8 protein-coding genes, 6 tRNA genes and 6 rRNA genes are annotated in these 21,554 nt (G+C 48.1%); 16 read left to right on the top strand and 4 right to left on the bottom strand.

Going from position 1 to position 21,554, the window contains the following annotated elements:
• The first annotated feature begins 37 nt into the window (after positions 1-37).
• The 16 genes from U9J37_RS10820 to U9J37_RS10745 all read left to right on the top strand — a co-directional run bounded on the left by U9J37_RS10820 (position 38) and on the right by U9J37_RS10745 (position 15,370).
• A complete protein-coding gene (locus tag U9J37_RS10820; RefSeq protein ID WP_005475052.1) occupies positions 38-1,030 on the top strand; it encodes a hypothetical protein in 993 nt (330 codons plus the stop codon).
• Between the two features lie 95 nt (positions 1,031-1,125).
• Entirely contained in the window at positions 1,126-2,982 is a 1,857-nt protein-coding gene (ubiD, locus tag U9J37_RS10815; protein ID WP_005475075.1) for a 4-hydroxy-3-polyprenylbenzoate decarboxylase, read from the top strand.
• Positions 2,979-3,248, top strand: a complete 270-nt coding sequence (locus U9J37_RS10810; protein WP_038139759.1) for a 2Fe-2S iron-sulfur cluster-binding protein — start codon at positions 2,979-2,981, stop codon at positions 3,246-3,248. Before ubiD ends, U9J37_RS10810 begins: the two co-directional genes overlap by 4 nt.
• Positions 3,249-3,262: 14 nt before the next feature.
• The gene (gene fre / locus U9J37_RS10805; RefSeq protein WP_038193155.1) at positions 3,263-3,976 is read left to right on the top strand and encodes an NAD(P)H-flavin reductase; all 714 of its coding nucleotides are present in this window, start codon (positions 3,263-3,265) and stop codon (positions 3,974-3,976) included.
• Between the two features lie 495 nt (positions 3,977-4,471).
• Positions 4,472-6,023, top strand: a 16S ribosomal RNA gene (locus U9J37_RS10800).
• Positions 6,024-6,087: 64 nt separating this feature from the next.
• A tRNA-Ile gene (locus U9J37_RS10795) sits at positions 6,088-6,164 on the top strand.
• A gap of 38 nt (positions 6,165-6,202) precedes the next feature.
• Positions 6,203-6,278: transfer RNA gene (locus U9J37_RS10790), tRNA-Ala, on the top strand.
• Between the two features lie 265 nt (positions 6,279-6,543).
• Positions 6,544-9,432: ribosomal RNA gene (locus tag U9J37_RS10785) — 23S ribosomal RNA — on the top strand.
• A gap of 84 nt (positions 9,433-9,516) precedes the next feature.
• Positions 9,517-9,632 (top strand): 5S ribosomal RNA (rrf, locus tag U9J37_RS10780).
• A gap of 317 nt (positions 9,633-9,949) precedes the next feature.
• Positions 9,950-11,501 (top strand): 16S ribosomal RNA (locus tag U9J37_RS10775).
• A gap of 88 nt (positions 11,502-11,589) precedes the next feature.
• Positions 11,590-11,665 (top strand) — tRNA-Glu (locus U9J37_RS10770).
• A gap of 2 nt (positions 11,666-11,667) precedes the next feature.
• Positions 11,668-11,743 (top strand) — tRNA-Lys (locus tag U9J37_RS10765).
• A gap of 30 nt (positions 11,744-11,773) precedes the next feature.
• Positions 11,774-11,849: transfer RNA gene (locus U9J37_RS10760), tRNA-Val, on the top strand.
• A 308-nt stretch (positions 11,850-12,157) separates the two neighbouring features.
• Positions 12,158-15,046: ribosomal RNA gene (locus tag U9J37_RS10755) — 23S ribosomal RNA — on the top strand.
• Positions 15,047-15,136: 90 nt separating this feature from the next.
• A 5S ribosomal RNA gene (rrf, locus tag U9J37_RS10750) occupies positions 15,137-15,252 on the top strand.
• Together the 16S, 23S and 5S rRNA genes with 6 tRNA genes alongside form the textbook arrangement of a ribosomal RNA operon.
• Positions 15,253-15,293: 41 nt before the next feature.
• Positions 15,294-15,370, top strand: a tRNA-Asp gene (locus U9J37_RS10745).
• A 298-nt stretch (positions 15,371-15,668) separates the two neighbouring features.
• Here the strand turns inward: U9J37_RS10745 and U9J37_RS10740 are convergent.
• The 4 genes from U9J37_RS10740 to U9J37_RS10725 all read right to left on the bottom strand — a co-directional run bounded on the left by U9J37_RS10740 (position 15,669) and on the right by U9J37_RS10725 (position 21,551).
• Positions 15,669-18,248: a DUF2339 domain-containing protein gene (locus tag U9J37_RS10740; RefSeq protein ID WP_005475586.1), complete on the bottom strand. Its 2,580-nt coding sequence runs from the start codon at positions 18,246-18,248 to the stop codon at positions 15,669-15,671.
• A 172-nt stretch (positions 18,249-18,420) separates the two neighbouring features.
• Positions 18,421-19,599, bottom strand: a complete 1,179-nt coding sequence (locus tag U9J37_RS10735; RefSeq protein WP_005475626.1) for a heme biosynthesis protein HemY — start codon at positions 19,597-19,599, stop codon at positions 18,421-18,423.
• The gene (locus U9J37_RS10730) at positions 19,599-20,804 is read right to left on the bottom strand and encodes a uroporphyrinogen-III C-methyltransferase (RefSeq protein ID WP_005475589.1); all 1,206 of its coding nucleotides are present in this window, start codon (positions 20,802-20,804) and stop codon (positions 19,599-19,601) included. The genes U9J37_RS10735 and U9J37_RS10730 overlap by 1 nt, the downstream gene beginning before the upstream one ends.
• 3 nt (positions 20,805-20,807) lie before the next feature.
• Complete coding sequence (locus tag U9J37_RS10725) at positions 20,808-21,551, bottom strand: uroporphyrinogen-III synthase (protein ID WP_005475635.1); 744 nt, start codon at positions 21,549-21,551, stop codon at positions 20,808-20,810.
• Positions 21,552-21,554 lie beyond the last annotated feature (3 nt).

Here is a 21,554-nt window from a genome sequence, read left to right as displayed (position 1 = left end):
CACGCACAATGGAGTTAAATGTTACAAGGAGGTTAACATGCAACAAGGAATGTTGTCGTCGGTACTCCTATCCGCATTACTTTTAGGAGCGCCAACCGTCTCAGCAACGGAGATGGCACCTGCTCGAGTGGAATTGCTCTTGGAAGATGAGCAAATTCACCAAAAAGTCGCTCAATTACTTCAATATGCTGTTGAAGATAATATCGATTCCCTCAATTTCGCGCTCGAACGACTTTCTTTACCTCAGCAAGAGGTTTCTAGATACCTGCTTCTTGACAAAATCGAGCAGCAACAGGTCGTGCTTACCCCTAAAATGGCGTTATTTGTAGAGCAGCAAAAAACACGAGTCCCTACCTATCAAGTATTAGAACGGGGGGATGGTTATGAGTTTTCAGTTCCCGCGTTTAACTATCCCGCCATCGCAAGTCGCTTACTCAAGCAATGGCGTCAAGATCAATCAACTCTCGATTTTGTCTTGCAAGCAGAGCGAGGGGAGCTTGTTCTACAAGATTGGTTATCTGGCAGTGAATATCAGGTCCAAACACGTGAAGCATTACTTATCCGTGAACTAGATAGCTTGTCTCCAGAGGCGGTGAAAAGTATCACCCAGCAGTTCACAGACTCTGCCATTGTAAGTTGGTTGCCATCTTCCGATGTGATGGTTCGCTTGGCGCAAGTGAGTGAAGATGCGGATGTGTATAAACTGGTGTGGCTAATGCGCGCAGATTTTAACAGCCAGCAAGAACTCACGAGGTTGGCTAAGGTTGGCGATGACTTCTCGCTACAACAGATCATGCTTGCTTCGCAAAACCCGAGTTTAAAAGAACACGCATTAAAAGAGCTCACACGGATAAAACCTATGAATCAAGAGGTAAAAGCCTTCTTGATTGAGCGTATGGCACTGAAAGATGATGCCCCGTTTGTCGCTCAAGAGTTAGCCCGTCAGGGGTACAGTAACTGGCTTGAAGAGTTAGCCAGCCACAACCAAAAGGTCCGCAGTAGTGCCATTCTCAATGCTCTGGCTAAATAGCTGACTTAGCGTGAAATAACCACAATAAAAAGAGGGATCGGATGATCCCTCTTTTTGATATACTGCCTGTAGTTTAACCAGCCATTAGAAGGCCTATGAGTTTTAAGGATCTACGCGACTTTATTGCCCACTTAGAGCAAGAGGGCAAGCTGAAACGCATTACTCACCCTGTTGACCCACATTACGAAATGACCGAGATCAGCGACCGAACGCTTCGAGCGGGAGGCCCTGCTTTGTTGTTTGAAAACCCAATTGGTTATGACGTACCCGTGCTTACCAACTTATTTGGCACGCCAGAGCGCGTTGCTATTGGTATGGGACGTAGCGAAGTTAAAGAGCTACGTGAAGTGGGGAAATTGTTGGCTTACCTGAAAGAGCCTGAGCCGCCACGTGGTTTTAAAGACGCGATTGAAAAGATCCCCGTCTTTAAACAAGTACTCAATATGCCCGCTAAAAGGCTGCGTAAAGCACCTTGCCAAGAAGTAGTTTGGCAGGGTGAAGACGTGGACCTCGATAAAATCCCAGTGATGAGTTGCTGGCAAGATGACGTGGCCCCTTTATTGACTTGGGGTTTGACTGTTACGCGTGGCCCGCATAAGAAACGCCAGAACCTAGGTATTTACCGTCAGCAGAAGATTGGTAAAAACAAAATCATCATGCGTTGGCTGGCTCACCGTGGTGGAGCTCTTGATCTGCGTGATTGGATGGAAACCAATCCTGGAAAGCCTTTCCCAATATCAGTAGCTTTTGGTGCAGATCCGGCGACCATCTTAGGAGCGGTAACACCAGTACCAGATACATTATCTGAGTATGCATTTGCCGGCTTACTACGTGGCAGTAAAACTGAAGTCGTCAAATCGGTCAGTAACGATCTTGAAGTACCAGCAAGCGCGGAAATCGTGATGGAAGGGTATATCGATCCAAACGAATATGCGGATGAAGGGCCTTATGGCGATCATACTGGCTACTACAACGAAAAAGAAAAGCACCACGTGTTTACCATCACGCACATTACCATGCGTAAAGATCCCATTTATCACAGTACCTACACAGGTCGTCCGCCAGATGAACCTGCGGTATTGGGTGTCGCGCTGAATGAAGTGTTCGTGCCGATTTTGCAAAAGCAGTTTCCTGAGATAGAAGATTTTTATCTACCACCAGAAGGTTGCTCGTACCGAATGGCGGTGGTAACCATGAAGAAGCAATACCCAGGTCACGCCAAGCGCGTAATGCTTGGGGTATGGTCTTTCCTACGCCAGTTTATGTATACCAAATTTGTAGTGGTATGCGATGAGAGCGTTAATGCACGTTGCTGGGACGATGTGGTCAAAGCCATGGCTGACAATATGGAGCCAGTGCGTGACACACTCATGATAGAAAATACGCCTATTGATTCTCTCGATTTTGCATCTCCTGTTGTCGGTCTTGGTTCGAAGATGGGTATGGACGCAACGATTAAATGGGATGCAGAAAACGCCACTTCGCCAGAACTGAATGCAATCTCTCATGTTTCAGTAGATAGTGAGGCGCTCGCAAGGTTTAAATCCGATAATCCAGAGGTGGTGGATATCGCGCTGCCAAGTTCAGCACAGAATGATCGCTTTGTGATTATCTCTATGCGTAAGAACCAATCAGGCCAGTCAAGACAGCTGATGGAAAAAGTCTGGACGTGGTTAGAGCAACACACCGACAGTAAATTTGCCATCCTTTGCGATGAAGATGTCGATGTCCATGATTGGAATGATGTGATTTGGGCGATGACAACTCGTATGGATCCAGCCAGAGACACAGTACAAATTCGAGCTGAGAACGGACGCTGTTCTAAACTAGGGTTAGATGCGACAAATAAATTTGCTGGGGAAGTTGATCGAGAGTGGGGTATCCCAATTAAGAAAGACCCACAGTTAGTCGCACAAGTCGATGCTAAGTGGAGTAAGCTCGGTATATCATGAGCAAAATAATACGCTTGCAGCCTCAAGGAATTTGTTTTGAGGCGCAAGATGGGCAAACGGTGCTGGAAGCGGCGCTCAACAATAATATACGCTTTCCACATCGTTGCCAGGTTGGAGCGTGTGCAGCCTGTCTGTGCCGTAAACTTGAAGGAACAGTAAGTTACGATCTTGAACCCATGCTCACAGAGAAAGAGCAGCAACAAGGTTGGATATTTGCTTGTCAGGCAGTAGCCGAAAGTAATTTAGTACTTACTTTTGAGGAGTAAGTAAGAGGAAGACCATGACCATCCAATGTAAAGTAAAGTCTATTAAGCCGTTAGCTTGTAATACTTATCAAATTCTACTTCACCCAGAAACGCCTGTGGCATTTAAAGCAGGGCAATACCTTATGGTAGTGATGGGTGAAAAAGACAAACGTCCTTTCTCGATTGCAAGTAGCCCTTGTCGCCATGAAGGTGAGCTAGAGTTGCACATTGGTGCGGCAGAGCAGAATGCGTATGCTCTAGAAGTTGTTGAAGCAATGAAAGACGCGCTAGCAAACGGTGGTGATATTACTATCGATGCGCCACATGGTGATGCTTGGGTTCAAGAAGAAAGTGAACGTCCTATTCTTTTAATTGCGGGTGGTACAGGTTTTAGTTACGTACGCTCAATTCTGGATCACTGTGTGGCTCAAAGCTTGAATAACCAAATTCATTTGTATTGGGGGGGCCGTGATGATTGCCAACTGTATGCAAAAGAAGAGCTAGAGCAAATTGAAGCTAAACATGAAAATGTTCACTTTGTCCCTGTTGTCGAAGATGCTCCAACAGAGTGGACTGGAAAGGTCGGTAATGTGCTGCAGGCTGTAGAGCAAGATTTTGACTCTCTCGCAGAATATGACATCTATATAGCAGGGCGCTTTGAAATGGCTGGTGCTGCGCGCGAACAATTTACACAAAATAAAGGTGCGCAAAGCGATCGAATGTTCGCTGATGCCTATGCATTTATCTAAACTTAGTTAAAAAAGACCAAAAAGAGAGCAATTTGCTCTCTTTTTTTATGCTTTTGAATACTAATTCAACGAACAGTCATTTTTTCCAAATTTATTTAAAAAAGGGGTTGCGCTAGAGCAAGAACTCCCTATAATGCGCATCCACTGACACGGCAGACGCCACAAGGCTTCAGCGATAAATCAGTAAAGCCAACTAAGCAAATTTCGAATTGAAAAGTTTGAAATAAAAAATTCAAAAAAGTGTTTGACACTTGAGAATGAAACGCTAGAATGGCTGCCTCTTCCGAAGTGATGTGAGTCACAAAGAAGAAAGCTCTTTAACAATATAAACCTATCAATCTGTGTGGGCACTCGTTGATGATAATCCAATTCGATACTTCGGTATCAAATTAGGTTTCAATGAAACGAAGTGACCATTGAGTCTTCGGACTCAGCACAGTCAATTCAAACATTACTTATGTAATGTTCAGTATTCGTTGAGCCGAACAAAATCTTAAATTGAAGAGTTTGATCATGGCTCAGATTGAACGCTGGCGGCAGGCCTAACACATGCAAGTCGAGCGGAAACGAGTTATCTGAACCTTCGGGGAACGTTAACGGCGTCGAGCGGCGGACGGGTGAGTAATGCCTGGGAAATTGCCCTGATGTGGGGGATAACCATTGGAAACGATGGCTAATACCGCATAATAGCTTCGGCTCAAAGAGGGGGACCTTCGGGCCTCTCGCGTCAGGATATGCCCAGGTGGGATTAGCTAGTTGGTGAGGTAAGGGCTCACCAAGGCGACGATCCCTAGCTGGTCTGAGAGGATGATCAGCCACACTGGAACTGAGACACGGTCCAGACTCCTACGGGAGGCAGCAGTGGGGAATATTGCACAATGGGCGCAAGCCTGATGCAGCCATGCCGCGTGTATGAAGAAGGCCTTCGGGTTGTAAAGTACTTTCAGCAGTGAGGAAGGTGTTGTCGTTAATAGCGGCACCATTTGACGTTAGCTGCAGAAGAAGCACCGGCTAACTCCGTGCCAGCAGCCGCGGTAATACGGAGGGTGCGAGCGTTAATCGGAATTACTGGGCGTAAAGCGCATGCAGGTGGTTTGTTAAGTCAGATGTGAAAGCCCGGGGCTCAACCTCGGAATTGCATTTGAAACTGGCAGACTAGAGTACTGTAGAGGGGGGTAGAATTTCAGGTGTAGCGGTGAAATGCGTAGAGATCTGAAGGAATACCGGTGGCGAAGGCGGCCCCCTGGACAGATACTGACACTCAGATGCGAAAGCGTGGGGAGCAAACAGGATTAGATACCCTGGTAGTCCACGCCGTAAACGATGTCTACTTGGAGGTTGTGGCCTTGAGCCGTGGCTTTCGGAGCTAACGCGTTAAGTAGACCGCCTGGGGAGTACGGTCGCAAGATTAAAACTCAAATGAATTGACGGGGGCCCGCACAAGCGGTGGAGCATGTGGTTTAATTCGATGCAACGCGAAGAACCTTACCTACTCTTGACATCCTCAGAAGCTTGTAGAGATACGAGTGTGCCTTCGGGAACTGAGAGACAGGTGCTGCATGGCTGTCGTCAGCTCGTGTTGTGAAATGTTGGGTTAAGTCCCGCAACGAGCGCAACCCTTATCCTTGTTTGCCAGCACTTCGGGTGGGAACTCCAGGGAGACTGCCGGTGATAAACCGGAGGAAGGTGGGGACGACGTCAAGTCATCATGGCCCTTACGAGTAGGGCTACACACGTGCTACAATGGCGCATACAGAGGGCGGCCAACTTGCGAGAGTGAGCGAATCCCAAAAAGTGCGTCGTAGTCCGGATTGGAGTCTGCAACTCGACTCCATGAAGTCGGAATCGCTAGTAATCGTGGATCAGAATGCCACGGTGAATACGTTCCCGGGCCTTGTACACACCGCCCGTCACACCATGGGAGTGGGCTGCAAAAGAAGTGGGTAGTTTAACCTTCGGGGGGACGCTCACCACTTTGTGGTTCATGACTGGGGTGAAGTCGTAACAAGGTAGCGCTAGGGGAACCTGGCGCTGGATCACCTCCTTATACGATGATTATTGCGATGAGTGTTCACACAGATTGATGGTTTATACGTTTTAGAGACGATACTGGGTCTGTAGCTCAGGTGGTTAGAGCGTTCGCCTGATAAGCGAGAGGTCGGTGGTTCAAGTCCACTCAGACCCACCAATTTCCTTGAAGTTGGCATACAGTATCGACACCTTGATGGGGCTATAGCTCAGCTGGGAGAGCGCCTGCCTTGCACGCAGGAGGTCTGCGGTTCGATCCCGCATAGCTCCACCATCTTTAAGTGTTCTTCTTTCTTTAAATAGAAGGCAGAGTCTTTAAAAATGGTTTCATTAGAAATCTAGCTCTTTAACAATTTGGAAAGCTGACAAATCAACAAATTATTGTTGATTGTAAAGTTCTCAATGTTTGTCTTTATGACAAACACCAAACGACACATTCAAGTGTTCTTGGAATTTGAGTCCGGCAAAATCGTGTCTGCACATGTATAAAAATGCAGACAACTTTGGTTAGTTGACTAGAAGACCCTTTGGGGTTGTATGGTTAAGTGACTAAGCGTACACGGTGGATGCCTTGGCAGTCAGAGGCGATGAAGGACGTATTAACTTGCGATAAGCCCAGATTAGGTAGTAAAAACCATTTGAGTCTGGGATTTCCGAATGGGGAAACCCACTTACATAAGTAAGTATCGTTATGTGAATACATAGCATAACGAGGCGAACCGGGGGAACTGAAACATCTAAGTACCCCGAGGAAAAGAAATCAACCGAGATTCCGAAAGTAGCGGCGAGCGAAATTGGACTAGCCCTTAAGCTTTACACACGTTAGACGAACGGTCTGGAAAGTCCGACGATACAGGGTGATAGTCCCGTAGTTGACGATGTGTGTTCAGTGAAATCGAGTAGGGCGGGACACGTGATATCCTGTCTGAATATGGGGGGACCATCCTCCAAGGCTAAATACTACTGACTGACCGATAGTGAACCAGTACCGTGAGGGAAAGGCGAAAAGAACCCCTGTGAGGGGAGTGAAATAGAACCTGAAACCGTGTACGTACAAGCAGTAGGAGCACCTTCGTGGTGTGACTGCGTACCTTTTGTATAATGGGTCAGCGACTTATATTCAGTAGCAAGGTTAACCATCTAGGGGAGCCGTAGAGAAATCGAGTCTTAACTGGGCGTCGAGTTGCTGGATATAGACCCGAAACCAGGTGATCTAGCCATGGGCAGGTTGAAGGTTGAGTAACATCAACTGGAGGACCGAACCGACTAATGTTGAAAAATTAGCGGATGACTTGTGGCTAGGGGTGAAAGGCCAATCAAACCTGGAGATAGCTGGTTCTCCCCGAAATCTATTTAGGTAGAGCCTCGGATGAATACTACTGGGGGTAGAGCACTGTTAAGGCTAGGGGGTCATCCCGACTTACCAACCCTTTGCAAACTCCGAATACCAGTAAGTACTATCCGGGAGACACACGGCGGGTGCTAACGTCCGTCGTGGAGAGGGAAACAACCCAGACCGCCAGCTAAGGTCCCAAATTATAGCTAAGTGGGAAACGATGTGGGAAGGCTTAGACAGCTAGGATGTTGGCTTAGAAGCAGCCATCATTTAAAGAAAGCGTAATAGCTCACTAGTCGAGTCGGCCTGCGCGGAAGATGTAACGGGGCTAAGCTATAAACCGAAGCTGCGGCAATGACTTTTAGTCATTGGGTAGGGGAGCGTTCTGTAAGCCGTTGAAGGTGTGTTGTAAAGCATGCTGGAGGTATCAGAAGTGCGAATGCTGACATGAGTAACGATAAAGGGGGTGAAAAACCTCCTCGCCGGAAGACCAAGGGTTCCTGTCCAACGTTAATCGGGGCAGGGTAAGTCGACCCCTAAGGCGAGGCCGAAAGGCGTAGTCGATGGGAAACGGGTTAATATTCCCGTACTTCTTACAATTGCGATGGGGGGACGGAGAAGGCTAGGTGGGCCTGGCGACGGTTGTCCAGGTTCAAGTGCGTAGGCTTGAGAGTTAGGTAAATCCGGCTCTCTTTAAGGCTGAGACACGACGTCGAGCACCTACGGGTGTGAAGTCATTGATGCCATGCTTCCAGGAAAAGCCTCTAAGCTTCAGATTGTAAGGAATCGTACCCCAAACCGACACAGGTGGTCGGGTAGAGAATACCAAGGCGCTTGAGAGAACTCGGGTGAAGGAACTAGGCAAAATGGTACCGTAACTTCGGGAGAAGGTACGCTCTTGACGGTGAAGTCCCTTGCGGATGGAGCTATTGAGAGTCGCAGATACCAGGTGGCTGCAACTGTTTATTAAAAACACAGCACTGTGCAAAATCGTAAGATGACGTATACGGTGTGACGCCTGCCCGGTGCCGGAAGGTTAATTGATGGGGTTAGTGCTTGCACGAAGCTCTTGATCGAAGCCCCGGTAAACGGCGGCCGTAACTATAACGGTCCTAAGGTAGCGAAATTCCTTGTCGGGTAAGTTCCGACCTGCACGAATGGCGTAATGATGGCCACGCTGTCTCCACCCGAGACTCAGTGAAATTGAAATCGCTGTGAAGATGCAGTGTACCCGCGGCTAGACGGAAAGACCCCGTGAACCTTTACTACAGCTTGGCACTGAACATTGACCCTACATGTGTAGGATAGGTGGGAGGCTTTGAAGACGGTACGCCAGTATCGTTGGAGCCGTCCTTGAAATACCACCCTTGTAGTGTTGATGTTCTAACTTGGTCCCCTAATCGGGGATGAGGACAGTGCCTGGTGGGTAGTTTGACTGGGGCGGTCTCCTCCCAAAGAGTAACGGAGGAGCACGAAGGTGGGCTAATCACGGTTGGACATCGTGAGGTTAGTGCAATGGCATAAGCCCGCTTGACTGCGAGAATGACAATTCGAGCAGGTGCGAAAGCAGGTCATAGTGATCCGGTGGTTCTGAATGGAAGGGCCATCGCTCAACGGATAAAAGGTACTCCGGGGATAACAGGCTGATACCGCCCAAGAGTTCATATCGACGGCGGTGTTTGGCACCTCGATGTCGGCTCATCACATCCTGGGGCTGAAGTCGGTCCCAAGGGTATGGCTGTTCGCCATTTAAAGTGGTACGCGAGCTGGGTTTAGAACGTCGTGAGACAGTTCGGTCCCTATCTGCCGTGGGCGTTGGAAGATTGAAGGGGGCTGCTCCTAGTACGAGAGGACCGGAGTGGACGAACCTCTGGTGTTCGGGTTGTGTCGCCAGACGCATTGCCCGGTAGCTAAGTTCGGAATCGATAACCGCTGAAAGCATCTAAGCGGGAAGCGAGCCCTGAGATGAGTCTTCCCTGACTCCTTGAGAGTCCTAAAGGGTTGTTCGAGACTAGAACGTTGATAGGCAGGGTGTGTAAGTGCTGTGAGGCATTGAGCTAACCTGTACTAATTGCCCGTGAGGCTTAACCATACAACACCCAAAGGGTTTTGATGGACTCAAACTAGAACATTGAATGTGTAAGAACGCAAACAGCTTTCCAGATTAAAGAATTTGCTTGGCGACCATAGCGATTTGGACCCACCTGATTCCATGCCGAACTCAGAAGTGAAACGAATTAGCGCCGATGGTAGTGTGGGGCTTCCCCATGTGAGAGTAGGACATCGCCAGGCTTTAATTTCGACTTTGCTTATTTACTAAGCAAGTCACCATAAAGTTCTAAAAAAGTTTAGAGTTTTATGTTGACTTCAACAGTCAATCGCGTAATATACGCGTCCTGCTTAAGTGCTAAGGTGCTGAAAGCAAAGCTCTTTAACAATATAAACCTATCAATCTGTGTGGGCACTCGTTGATGATAATCCAATTAGAAGCTTCGGTTTCAAATTAGGTTTCAATGAAACGAAGTGACCATTGAATCGAAAGATTCAGCACAGTCAATTCAAACATTACTTATGTAATGTTCAGTATTCATTGAGCCGAACAAAATCTTAAATTGAAGAGTTTGATCATGGCTCAGATTGAACGCTGGCGGCAGGCCTAACACATGCAAGTCGAGCGGAAACGAGTTGTCTGAACCTTCGGGGAACGATAACGGCGTCGAGCGGCGGACGGGTGAGTAATGCCTGGGAAATTGCCCTGATGTGGGGGATAACCATTGGAAACGATGGCTAATACCGCATAATAGCTTCGGCTCAAAGAGGGGGACCTTCGGGCCTCTCGCGTCAGGATATGCCCAGGTGGGATTAGCTAGTTGGTGAGGTAAGGGCTCACCAAGGCGACGATCCCTAGCTGGTCTGAGAGGATGATCAGCCACACTGGAACTGAGACACGGTCCAGACTCCTACGGGAGGCAGCAGTGGGGAATATTGCACAATGGGCGCAAGCCTGATGCAGCCATGCCGCGTGTATGAAGAAGGCCTTCGGGTTGTAAAGTACTTTCAGCAGTGAGGAAGGTGTTGTCGTTAATAGCGGCACCATTTGACGTTAGCTGCAGAAGAAGCACCGGCTAACTCCGTGCCAGCAGCCGCGGTAATACGGAGGGTGCGAGCGTTAATCGGAATTACTGGGCGTAAAGCGCATGCAGGTGGTTTGTTAAGTCAGATGTGAAAGCCCGGGGCTCAACCTCGGAATTGCATTTGAAACTGGCAGACTAGAGTACTGTAGAGGGGGGTAGAATTTCAGGTGTAGCGGTGAAATGCGTAGAGATCTGAAGGAATACCGGTGGCGAAGGCGGCCCCCTGGACAGATACTGACACTCAGATGCGAAAGCGTGGGGAGCAAACAGGATTAGATACCCTGGTAGTCCACGCCGTAAACGATGTCTACTTGGAGGTTGTGGCCTTGAGCCGTGGCTTTCGGAGCTAACGCGTTAAGTAGACCGCCTGGGGAGTACGGTCGCAAGATTAAAACTCAAATGAATTGACGGGGGCCCGCACAAGCGGTGGAGCATGTGGTTTAATTCGATGCAACGCGAAGAACCTTACCTACTCTTGACATCCTCAGAAGCTTGTAGAGATACGAGTGTGCCTTCGGGAACTGAGAGACAGGTGCTGCATGGCTGTCGTCAGCTCGTGTTGTGAAATGTTGGGTTAAGTCCCGCAACGAGCGCAACCCTTATCCTTGTTTGCCAGCACTTCGGGTGGGAACTCCAGGGAGACTGCCGGTGATAAACCGGAGGAAGGTGGGGACGACGTCAAGTCATCATGGCCCTTACGAGTAGGGCTACACACGTGCTACAATGGCGCATACAGAGGGCGGCCAACTTGCGAGAGTGAGCGAATCCCAAAAAGTGCGTCGTAGTCCGGATTGGAGTCTGCAACTCGACTCCATGAAGTCGGAATCGCTAGTAATCGTGGATCAGAATGCCACGGTGAATACGTTCCCGGGCCTTGTACACACCGCCCGTCACACCATGGGAGTGGGCTGCAAAAGAAGTGGGTAGTTTAACCTTCGGGGGGACGCTCACCACTTTGTGGTTCATGACTGGGGTGAAGTCGTAACAAGGTAGCGCTAGGGGAACCTGGCGCTGGATCACCTCCTTATACGATGATTATTGCGATGAGTGTTCACACAGATTGATGGTTTATAAAGTTTAAGAGATAGAAGATATCCCAATATCTTCAACTTAGTGTCCCGTTCGTCTAGAGGCCTAGGACACCGCCCTTTCACGGCGGTAACAGGGGTTCGACTCCCCTACGGGATACCATTGGGTCGTTAGCTCAGTTGGTAGAGCAGTTGACTTTTAATCAATTGGTCGCAGGTTCGAATCCTGCACGACCCACCATTCTTCTCCACGAAGAATCAAAACTTATGTGGGCGATTAGCTCAGTTGGGAGAGCACCTGCCTTACAAGCAGGGGGTCACTGGTTCGAGCCCGGTATCGCCCACCATTCTCTAAATGTTTTTGGATTAGGATTTCCAAACCACTTCAGTAAAACGTGTGTGGTTGGAGTTTTCGACCGTCTAAGAATATTTAGAAAATGTATTTCTTCGGAAAGCATAGCTCTTTAACAATTTGGAAAGCTGACAAATCAACAAATTATTGTTGATTGTAAAGTTCTCAATGTTTGTCTTTATGACAAACACCAAACAACACATTCAAGTGTTCTTGGAATTTGAGTCCGGCAAAATCGTGTCTGCACATGTATAAAAATGCAGACAACTTTGGTTACGTAACAAAGACCCTTTGGGGTTGTATGGTTAAGTGACTAAGCGTACACGGTGGATGCCTTGGCAGTCAGAGGCGATGAAGGACGTATTAACTTGCGATAAGCCCAGATTAGGTAGTAAAAACCATTTGAGTCTGGGATTTCCGAATGGGGAAACCCACTTACATAAGTAAGTATCGTTATGTGAATACATAGCATAACGAGGCGAACCGGGGGAACTGAAACATCTAAGTACCCCGAGGAAAAGAAATCAACCGAGATTCCGAAAGTAGCGGCGAGCGAAATTGGACTAGCCCTTAAGCTTTACACACGTTAGACGAACGGTCTGGAAAGTCCGACGATACAGGGTGATAGTCCCGTAGTTGACGATGTGTGTTCAGTGAAATCGAGTAGGGCGGGACACGTGATATCCTGTCTGAATATGGGGGGACCATCCTCCAAGGCTAAATACTACTGACTGACCGATAGTGAACCAGTACCGTGAGGGAAAGGCGAAAAGAACCCCTGTGAGGGGAGTGAAATAGAACCTGAAACCGTGTACGTACAAGCAGTAGGAGCACCTTCGTGGTGTGACTGCGTACCTTTTGTATAATGGGTCAGCGACTTATATTCAGTAGCAAGGTTAACCATCTAGGGGAGCCGTAGAGAAATCGAGTCTTAACTGGGCGTCGAGTTGCTGGATATAGACCCGAAACCAGGTGATCTAGCCATGGGCAGGTTGAAGGTTGAGTAACATCAACTGGAGGACCGAACCGACTAATGTTGAAAAATTAGCGGATGACTTGTGGCTAGGGGTGAAAGGCCAATCAAACCTGGAGATAGCTGGTTCTCCCCGAAATCTATTTAGGTAGAGCCTCGGATGAATACTACTGGGGGTAGAGCACTGTTAAGGCTAGGGGGTCATCCCGACTTACCAACCCTTTGCAAACTCCGAATACCAGTAAGTACTATCCGGGAGACACACGGCGGGTGCTAACGTCCGTCGTGGAGAGGGAAACAACCCAGACCGCCAGCTAAGGTCCCAAATTATAGCTAAGTGGGAAACGATGTGGGAAGGCTTAGACAGCTAGGATGTTGGCTTAGAAGCAGCCATCATTTAAAGAAAGCGTAATAGCTCACTAGTCGAGTCGGCCTGCGCGGAAGATGTAACGGGGCTAAGCTATAAACCGAAGCTGCGGCAATGACTTTTAGTCATTGGGTAGGGGAGCGTTCTGTAAGCCGTTGAAGGTGTGTTGTAAAGCATGCTGGAGGTATCAGAAGTGCGAATGCTGACATGAGTAACGATAAAGGGGGTGAAAAACCTCCTCGCCGGAAGACCAAGGGTTCCTGTCCAACGTTAATCGGGGCAGGGTAAGTCGACCCCTAAGGCGAGGCCGAAAGGCGTAGTCGATGGGAAACGGGTTAATATTCCCGTACTTCTTACAATTGCGATGGGGGGACGGAGAAGGCTAGGTGGGCCTGGCGACGGTTGTCCAGGTTCAAGTGCGTAGGCTTGAGAGTTAGGTAAATCCGGCTCTCTTTAAGGCTGAGACACGACGTCGAGCACCTACGGGTGTGAAGTCATTGATGCCATGCTTCCAGGAAAAGCCTCTAAGCTTCAGATTGTAAGGAATCGTACCCCAAACCGACACAGGTGGTCGGGTAGAGAATACCAAGGCGCTTGAGAGAACTCGGGTGAAGGAACTAGGCAAAATGGTACCGTAACTTCGGGAGAAGGTACGCTCTTGACGGTGAAGTCCCTTGCGGATGGAGCTATTGAGAGTCGCAGATACCAGGTGGCTGCAACTGTTTATTAAAAACACAGCACTGTGCAAAATCGTAAGATGACGTATACGGTGTGACGCCTGCCCGGTGCCGGAAGGTTAATTGATGGGGTTAGTACTTGTACGAAGCTCTTGATCGAAGCCCCGGTAAACGGCGGCCGTAACTATAACGGTCCTAAGGTAGCGAAATTCCTTGTCGGGTAAGTTCCGACCTGCACGAATGGCGTAATGATGGCCACGCTGTCTCCACCCGAGACTCAGTGAAATTGAAATCGCTGTGAAGATGCAGTGTACCCGCGGCTAGACGGAAAGACCCCGTGAACCTTTACTACAGCTTGGCACTGAACATTGACCCTACATGTGTAGGATAGGTGGGAGGCTTTGAAACCGGTACGCCAGTATCGGTGGAGCCGTCCTTGAAATACCACCCTTGTAGTGTTGATGTTCTAACGTTGACCCCTTATCGGGGTTGCGGACAGTGCCTGGTGGGTAGTTTGACTGGGGCGGTCTCCTCCCAAAGAGTAACGGAGGAGCACGAAGGTGGGCTAATCACGGTTGGACATCGTGAGGTTAGTGCAATGGCATAAGCCCGCTTGACTGCGAGAATGACAATTCGAGCAGGTGCGAAAGCAGGTCATAGTGATCCGGTGGTTCTGAATGGAAGGGCCATCGCTCAACGGATAAAAGGTACTCCGGGGATAACAGGCTGATACCGCCCAAGAGTTCATATCGACGGCGGTGTTTGGCACCTCGATGTCGGCTCATCACATCCTGGGGCTGAAGTCGGTCCCAAGGGTATGGCTGTTCGCCATTTAAAGTGGTACGCGAGCTGGGTTTAGAACGTCGTGAGACAGTTCGGTCCCTATCTGCCGTGGGCGTTGGAAGATTGAAGGGGGCTGCTCCTAGTACGAGAGGACCGGAGTGGACGAACCTCTGGTGTTCGGGTTGTGTCGCCAGACGCATTGCCCGGTAGCTAAGTTCGGAATCGATAACCGCTGAAAGCATCTAAGCGGGAAGCGAGCCCTGAGATGAGTCTTCCCTGACCCCTTGAGGGTCCTAAAGGGTTGTTCGAGACTAGAACGTTGATAGGCAGGGTGTGTAAGTGCTGTGAGGCATTGAGCTAACCTGTACTAATTGCCCGTGAGGCTTAACCATACAACACCCAAAGGGTTTTGATGGACTCGATACAAGAATTACTTGATTGTGTTTTGAGAGCACAAACAGCTTTCCAGATTAAAGAATTTGCTTGGCGACCATAGCGATTTGGACCCACCTGATTCCATGCCGAACTCAGAAGTGAAACGAATTAGCGCCGATGGTAGTGTGGGGCTTCCCCATGTGAGAGTAGGACATCGCCAGGCTTTAAATTATGGACACTTGCTTGTAGCGAGTACGCCACTGCGGAGTGGTAGTTCAGTTGGTTAGAATACCGGCCTGTCACGCCGGGGGTCGCGGGTTCGAGTCCCGTCCACTCCGCCACTTATCTAAGCCCTAGTCGAAAGACTAGGGCTTTTTTACGTTTTAGATTTCCGAAAATACTGCACACTTTTTCGGGGCTGGAGTATTGGACCATCGAGCCTACCATTTATGGATAAGTGTCACTTGAAACTACGGGGCTTATTTCTTTCTTTAGCCTCGTGGCTTGCTGTTAAGTTGGGAAGTCCTGCTGTAAGAAAGATCTTCACTGTTCGAGGGCTTTATCCATCTTCTTCCCAACATATACAGAGTCTTTGTTTGGTATTGGAAGTATGGAAAACCACTCACGATAAGCATCCGATTACAGCACAATATTTTTACTGCGCAATCTCTGGAACAACCATCCAAGCCCAACCAAGCTTGCTCCTAGCCCCAACATACTAATGGCTCGCCACAACCCTTCCAAGTTGGATGTATCAATCAAGAACACTTTGCACACCGCTACTCCTAGTACGAGCAGCCCTACTTTTTGTAGCCTTGTATCTGAACGTTGGGCGCCATTATAAGTGACTGTTGCACCGACAAAAATAAAGAGTGCGGTGTAGCTAAATAGCTCTGCCATGCTGGTTGGTGCATTAATGCTCATACTTCCCTTTTGCCAGAACTGGCGTATGGAATAAATGGCCCAAAGCCCAATTTGAATAGAGGACGCCCAGTAGAAATAAGCGGGCTTCAAAGGAGTCCTTAGTCTTTTACCTATAGTAATCGAGAGTAGTCCGGGCAGGAGCCAACCTACCGATAGCCAGTTAACAATAGGTTTTGCCTCCCCAGATATGTTCAAACCTAGAAAAGGCTGATAGACGGTGTTGAGTGCCACGCTTAAAGTGATGGCTATCGCCAGCATTATGTATGATACATAAAGATACAAGTTTGCAGTAAAGCGCGTACTTCGAGCTTTTAGGCTATAGATGGCAAACACAGCCAAACTTTGGAGAGTGAATAAACTAACGGAACGGAAGTCAAAATCGGCTATGAAATTATAACTACCTAGTAGCAAGAAGTTCGATTGGCTAAAAATCAGTAAAGCGCTCAAATTGAGACAGGTGACTTCTAGCCACTGCTTTAAGTTAGGGACAAGTGGTTCGAGTATCCTACCTGACCATTGGAGTAAGATGAGTGCCGGCAAAAAGCTTGTTATTAGTGTGATTGATTCAGGAAGACTTGTCACCTGCCATGCTGAGACAAAGGGTAACAATGTAAGGCGTATAGTGAGCAGTCCAACAAGCCCTTTTATCAGCCATAGATTAGGTTTGAGGTGATCGAAGCGGTACTGAGACGATGCAAGAAGCACCTGAATGGACACTGCTAGCGTAAACCAATCTGCAGGAAGCAAACAGTAGCATGTTGACGCTATGATGAGATGTAATACGGTAGAAGATTCTTGTTGCAACTGCTTGAAGCTATGGGAGCTAGCCACAAACCCTAGCCCCAGAATTAAGCTAAATGAACTCCATGTTCCCAACAAGTTCGAATAATGAAGGTTAATGTAAAGCTGAGAGCCAATCAGCATGCACGGAAGCGATAAGAGGGCTAAGCAATAGCTCATCGGTTTCCGATCTCCCAGAAAGTACTGCCCTATGGTTCGAGCGCCAACTAAGACAATGACCCCTCCCGTAGCTATCCAGACAAGCCTTCCGCCCGGTTCATCGATTTGATTGGTGAGTGTCACACTAATGTGTTCTGTGATAGCCATCGCAACTAAGGTGACTAGACTAAGCACTCGCGGAGCGGCCCGGCTTTTCATCATCGGAAAAATGAGCAATGCGACAGGGAAAAGGAAAAGAAGAACGGCTTGAGGCTGGTTTATATCAATCCGAGCTAGTGTTATTGAGGTTACGAGTGCCAGCAAAGTAGCAGCGATGAGTGGGTGGTTGTAGACTTCTTTGACTCGGATTGGCTTTTCTAACCTCCAGCCTAGATGGGGAATAAAAATAAGCAGATAGACGGATACAGGGATAAATAAGATAAACCAGATTAACGATTGCTCTTGCGTGATATCGATACTGATGAGAAGCAGCCATAGGACTTGGCCTGTGGTGACAGAACAGATTAACCAATGTGGTCGTATAAAGCGTCGTATCATTAAGCCTGCAGCGGTAATCGTTGTAATGTAAGCACTTAGTAATAGGTAGCTGGGATCCTCTCCTCCAATCCAAAGTGGCGCACTGTAGCCCCCAAATAACCCTAGGGCTATCATTAGTGGCCCCATACGCAGACTGAGTGCAATCGCAGCTATTGCTAGAATGCCTATTGCGGTGAGCGCGATAGGCGGGGGTATCAGTTGATAGACAATTGCACTGAAGCAGATGGTCGCGTAGAGACCGCTCATGCCCGTCGCATACAAAACTGCTGGAATGTAGGCATCTACTTTTGCATGGAATAGATGGCGCTCAGTCCTACCGATCTTATGATGCAGCCATTCTGCTGCGGCAAAAAAGATCAGAGAGATAGTTACTGCGAGTGCTGTGCGTGCAATCGGCGTAAGAATGAAGTTGCTGCCAATGGCTTGTACTAAGTAGCCAGCACCTATCACCATGGCGATCCCGCCAATCCAAATAAGCCAGTTCTTTTTTATGTGACTCAGGGTGTTATCAAACCATTCGGTTTTCGTGGTATCCACTTTTGCTACAGGCTTTGCTGCTCTTATGGCAGGCTCCACTTTTGCTCTAGGGAGAGGTACTTTTGGAGATTGATAAGATGGGGTGTCTTGTTGAGTGCTTTGCGCTTGTTTTTGAGGTTGACGAACACTGGCTAATTGTTCGAGCTCGTGAACTCGGCTTTCTAGTTTTATGATTTTTCTACAAGCCCATAGACTCATTAGTGGTGAAACCAAAATGACGATAATGAGAAGAAGACCTAGTAGCAATCCCACAAGTTCCATTGATGAGTCCTTTCAATAAGCAATGCCTATCTATAGTACTGAATCGCAGGTCTTTATTTTGCAACCCAAGACAGAAAACTTGCTTTGTTTACTGAGCATTAGCATATCGACTAGCCAAGCTAGCAGGTACAAAAAAACCGGCTCAGCGGCCGGTTTTGTTTGTCTGGTTACTCTACGCTTGGACGAGTGTCAGCGCTTTTCGAGAGACTTCGTGTGCGGCTTTTGTGAGATTTTGTTTCTCTAACGCATCTGCAAGGTAGGCATAGTCAGAGACATTGGGACGCAGTGATAATGCCTTCTCTAAGTGCTGCTGAGCTTCGCTCCACTTTTCATTTCGAAGGTGGAATTGAGCCAGTGCGCTGTGTGCTTCTGCGTTGTTACCATCTTTGTTTAGGACCGTCTCTAAGAAGACAATAGCTGGATGGCTATCTGCTAGATTCATTTCTGGCAGCAGTGCGTAAAGCGAGGAATTTGGATGTTTCTTGATGTTCTCTTTGATTAGAGTAAAGGCCTCGTTATCCGCTTTTCTTGAGATCAACTGCTTTGCAAAACATTCGACCAGATGGCTATCACTTTTCAGTTTACGCGGTAAGTTGTTCCAATGGCTGACAAGGCCCTCGCTGCCTTTTTGTTCCGCAACTTCTGCCAACAAACCACATTGAGCACGCTGTGTTAGCTGAGCCTGCTCATCTTTACTGATGATCTTCGCTTTGACTAAGTTTGGTAGTGCATCCAGTAACGGTTGCCACAGTTTAAGTTCGATGTAGACCGACTTAAGCAAGTTGAGCACGATGGTGTTGGTAGGGTAGCTTGCTTTCAGTGTGGTTAAGGTTTCGAGAGCCGCAGTGAAATCTGATTCGCGAACTTGTTGCTTGGCTCGTGTGAGTTCGACCGCTAAGAGCGAGTTTTCTTGCTGGGAGGCGAGTTCTAGGTAGCGATCGCGCTTGTCACTCTCTCCCATACCTTGCGCAGCTTCAGACGCGACGAGATAACAGAGCAAAGGCATATCGTGGTGGTTTGCCCAACGGGTGACTTTCTTCTCCGCCAACTTAAAGTCGCCTTCGAGTAGCTTGATGATACCCTCGTTAGTGTAGCGACGAGAACGACGCATCTTACGAACGCTGAACCAGTTCCAGGTCGCGGAGCTTGCAGAAAGGGCTTTTTTGATAAAGAACTCTAAGGCAAACAGAGTGGCAAGGGCGGCAATGATAAAGATAACAAGTGTGGTGACACTCATTTCAATGGTTTTGTTTGCGATTGAGATCAGCACGTAGCCCTGCTGACCCGCATATTGTGTGCCGGCAAACAAGCCCGCTCCCAATATGACAAAGAGGAAAATGATACGAAACATTATTTCTCCTCCGTGATCAGGGTAGTGACTTCACGACGCAAGCGATCGCGAATGACATCAGACAACTGTTGCTGTGTCTCTAGCTTGACTGGGTAATCGACATGGATATTTTGCTTGCTCAAGCTTTCGAGCGTCTTATTAAACTCAATGACGCTGTTTGCATCTTGATTAAAGAATGTGCTCGACCATTTGTCTGCGGTAGTCAGTGCCGTTGAGTAAATTTCTTGCTGTTCAACGTAGACTGCCTTAATTGCGGTTTCGAGCTTCGCCTTGATGTTCTCTTTCAAGTAGAAGTGCTGTTGAGGTGAAAGTAGTGGGATTACGTTACCATCTCGAGTTCGGAAAGTGATGAAGTTCTCGGAAAAATCTTTTAGCGAGGTCATCAAGTTATCCTGCCAATCGTAGATATCTTCAGATACTTTACGTTGCTCGACTTGCTGAGCTTCGGGTAGCAGGGCGTTCGCTAACGGCAGTTGATCGACTTGTTGTTGAAGGGAGGTTAAACGTAGGACCAAACCTTCGCGGTCGATCAACGGAATCGACTTGAGTTTCGTGATGTCATTGGCCATCGCTTTGCGCAGTGGCACTAAACTTGGGTCGTTCAGTGCCGCGATACGTTGATCCGCGCTTTCCATCAGTTTGGTAGCGCTAACGGCATCATGCTCGAGGAACAATTTGCGTCCTGCCAGTTTTACGAGGTAGTCGGCTTCAGCCAATAGCCAATCATTTGGACGGCGTCCTTTCACATCAGCGATGGCTAGTTGTAAGCTCTCGATACTCTTCTGCTGTTGCTCAAGCACTGTTTCTGCGCGGTGAGTAATCTCAATTGCTTGAGCAATTGCAGCTTGCTTGGTGGCGCTGAGGTCTTGCTCAATAGAGGTTTGAGTTTGGCTGAGCTGCTTTTGCAAAGCATCAATTTGCGCTTGATACTGTGCATTTTTCTGCTGCATATAAAAGGTTAAACCGCCACCGAAAATAAGTGACAAAATGATCGCAACCGTACCGAGTTTTACTCCGCGTTTGCCTTGCTTTTCTTCAAAAACAGGCGCTTCTTCTTGCTTTGGCTCGGCTGGCGCTGCGCTGCTTTCATTTGGCGTCTGTGTAGATTCCGTCGCTTCAATGTTTTCCTTTTGAGCGGCTTCGTCTTTCACAGAGTTGTTTTCTTTCTCAGGTTCAATGTGATCGTTTTTATTTTTACTTGTCATTGTTTATTGTCCTGTTGTCGTTGACCTTAGAGCAGCCAACAAATCTTTATTTGAAGCACTATGGGTATTGATAACCTTTTCGAACCCTAACTTCAGTGCCTCTTGTACAATGCGTTCACTGGGTACAAAGAGTTGCAACCCACAGAGCCATACCCGTTGTGAGGCGGATAGCTGATCAACAAAATGGCATAGCTGACCTGAACTGGTGATGACTAACTGTGTAATTTGCTTATCTTGCCAGATTGGAACCAGTAAATCTGAGCGGAAAGTAATGTTTTCTCGCTTATAGGTTTCGACATAGTCTACCGTGGCACCGCGCTCTATGAGTGTGTCATAAATGAGTTCTCGCCCACCATTGCCTCGTAGAATAACAACCTTTTTACCTTTCACTCGGGAAAGCATATCCAGCAGCAATAGATGCTCACTGTCTCCAATCTGCGGATAGTGTACTTTTTGTTGCGTAACTTTGCTTAAAACATGTGCAGTTTTTTGACCAACGGCAAGGTAAGTGACGCGATCTGGCCATACTTGGTTCTGATACTGAAGAGCTTGATGGCTAAAGGTCACCGCATGTTGACTGACCGCAATCACGATTTCACACTCTGCCAAGTGGTCAGGGAGAGTCGGAAGTTCACTTCCGGGCTGGATAGAGATAATTGGATGATGCAGGGCTGTTATCCCTGCATCATGGAGCTGTTGGCATAAGGCGTGGCCCTGCTCACCAGGTCGGGTGACCAAAACTGCCATATC

The sequence above is a fragment of the Vibrio sp. 16 genome (assembly GCF_963681195.1).
Taxonomy (GTDB): Bacteria; Pseudomonadota; Gammaproteobacteria; order Enterobacterales; family Vibrionaceae; genus Vibrio; species Vibrio sinaloensis_D.
The sequence above is the reverse complement of the archived record's forward strand: the minus strand, read 5'-3'. Positions and strand labels throughout refer to the sequence as shown.

Excerpts from the sequence above, each read along its gene's own strand:
- U9J37_RS10820 (WP_005475052.1), top strand. The coding sequence starts at position 38 with ATGCAACAAGGAATGTTGTCGTCGGTACTCCTATCCGCATTACTTTTA.
- ubiD (WP_005475075.1), top strand. The coding sequence starts at position 1,126 with ATGAGTTTTAAGGATCTACGCGACTTTATTGCCCACTTAGAGCAAGAG.
- U9J37_RS10810 (WP_038139759.1), top strand. The coding sequence starts at position 2,979 with ATGAGCAAAATAATACGCTTGCAGCCTCAAGGAATTTGTTTTGAGGCG.
- fre (WP_038193155.1), top strand. The coding sequence starts at position 3,263 with ATGACCATCCAATGTAAAGTAAAGTCTATTAAGCCGTTAGCTTGTAAT.
- U9J37_RS10740 (WP_005475586.1), bottom strand. The coding sequence starts at position 18,248 with ATGGAACTTGTGGGATTGCTACTAGGTCTTCTTCTCATTATCGTCATT.
- U9J37_RS10735 (WP_005475626.1), bottom strand. The coding sequence starts at position 19,599 with ATGTTTCGTATCATTTTCCTCTTTGTCATATTGGGAGCGGGCTTGTTT.
- U9J37_RS10730 (WP_005475589.1), bottom strand. The coding sequence starts at position 20,804 with ATGACAAGTAAAAATAAAAACGATCACATTGAACCTGAGAAAGAAAAC.
- U9J37_RS10725 (WP_005475635.1), bottom strand. The coding sequence starts at position 21,551 with ATGGCAGTTTTGGTCACCCGACCTGGTGAGCAGGGCCACGCCTTATGC.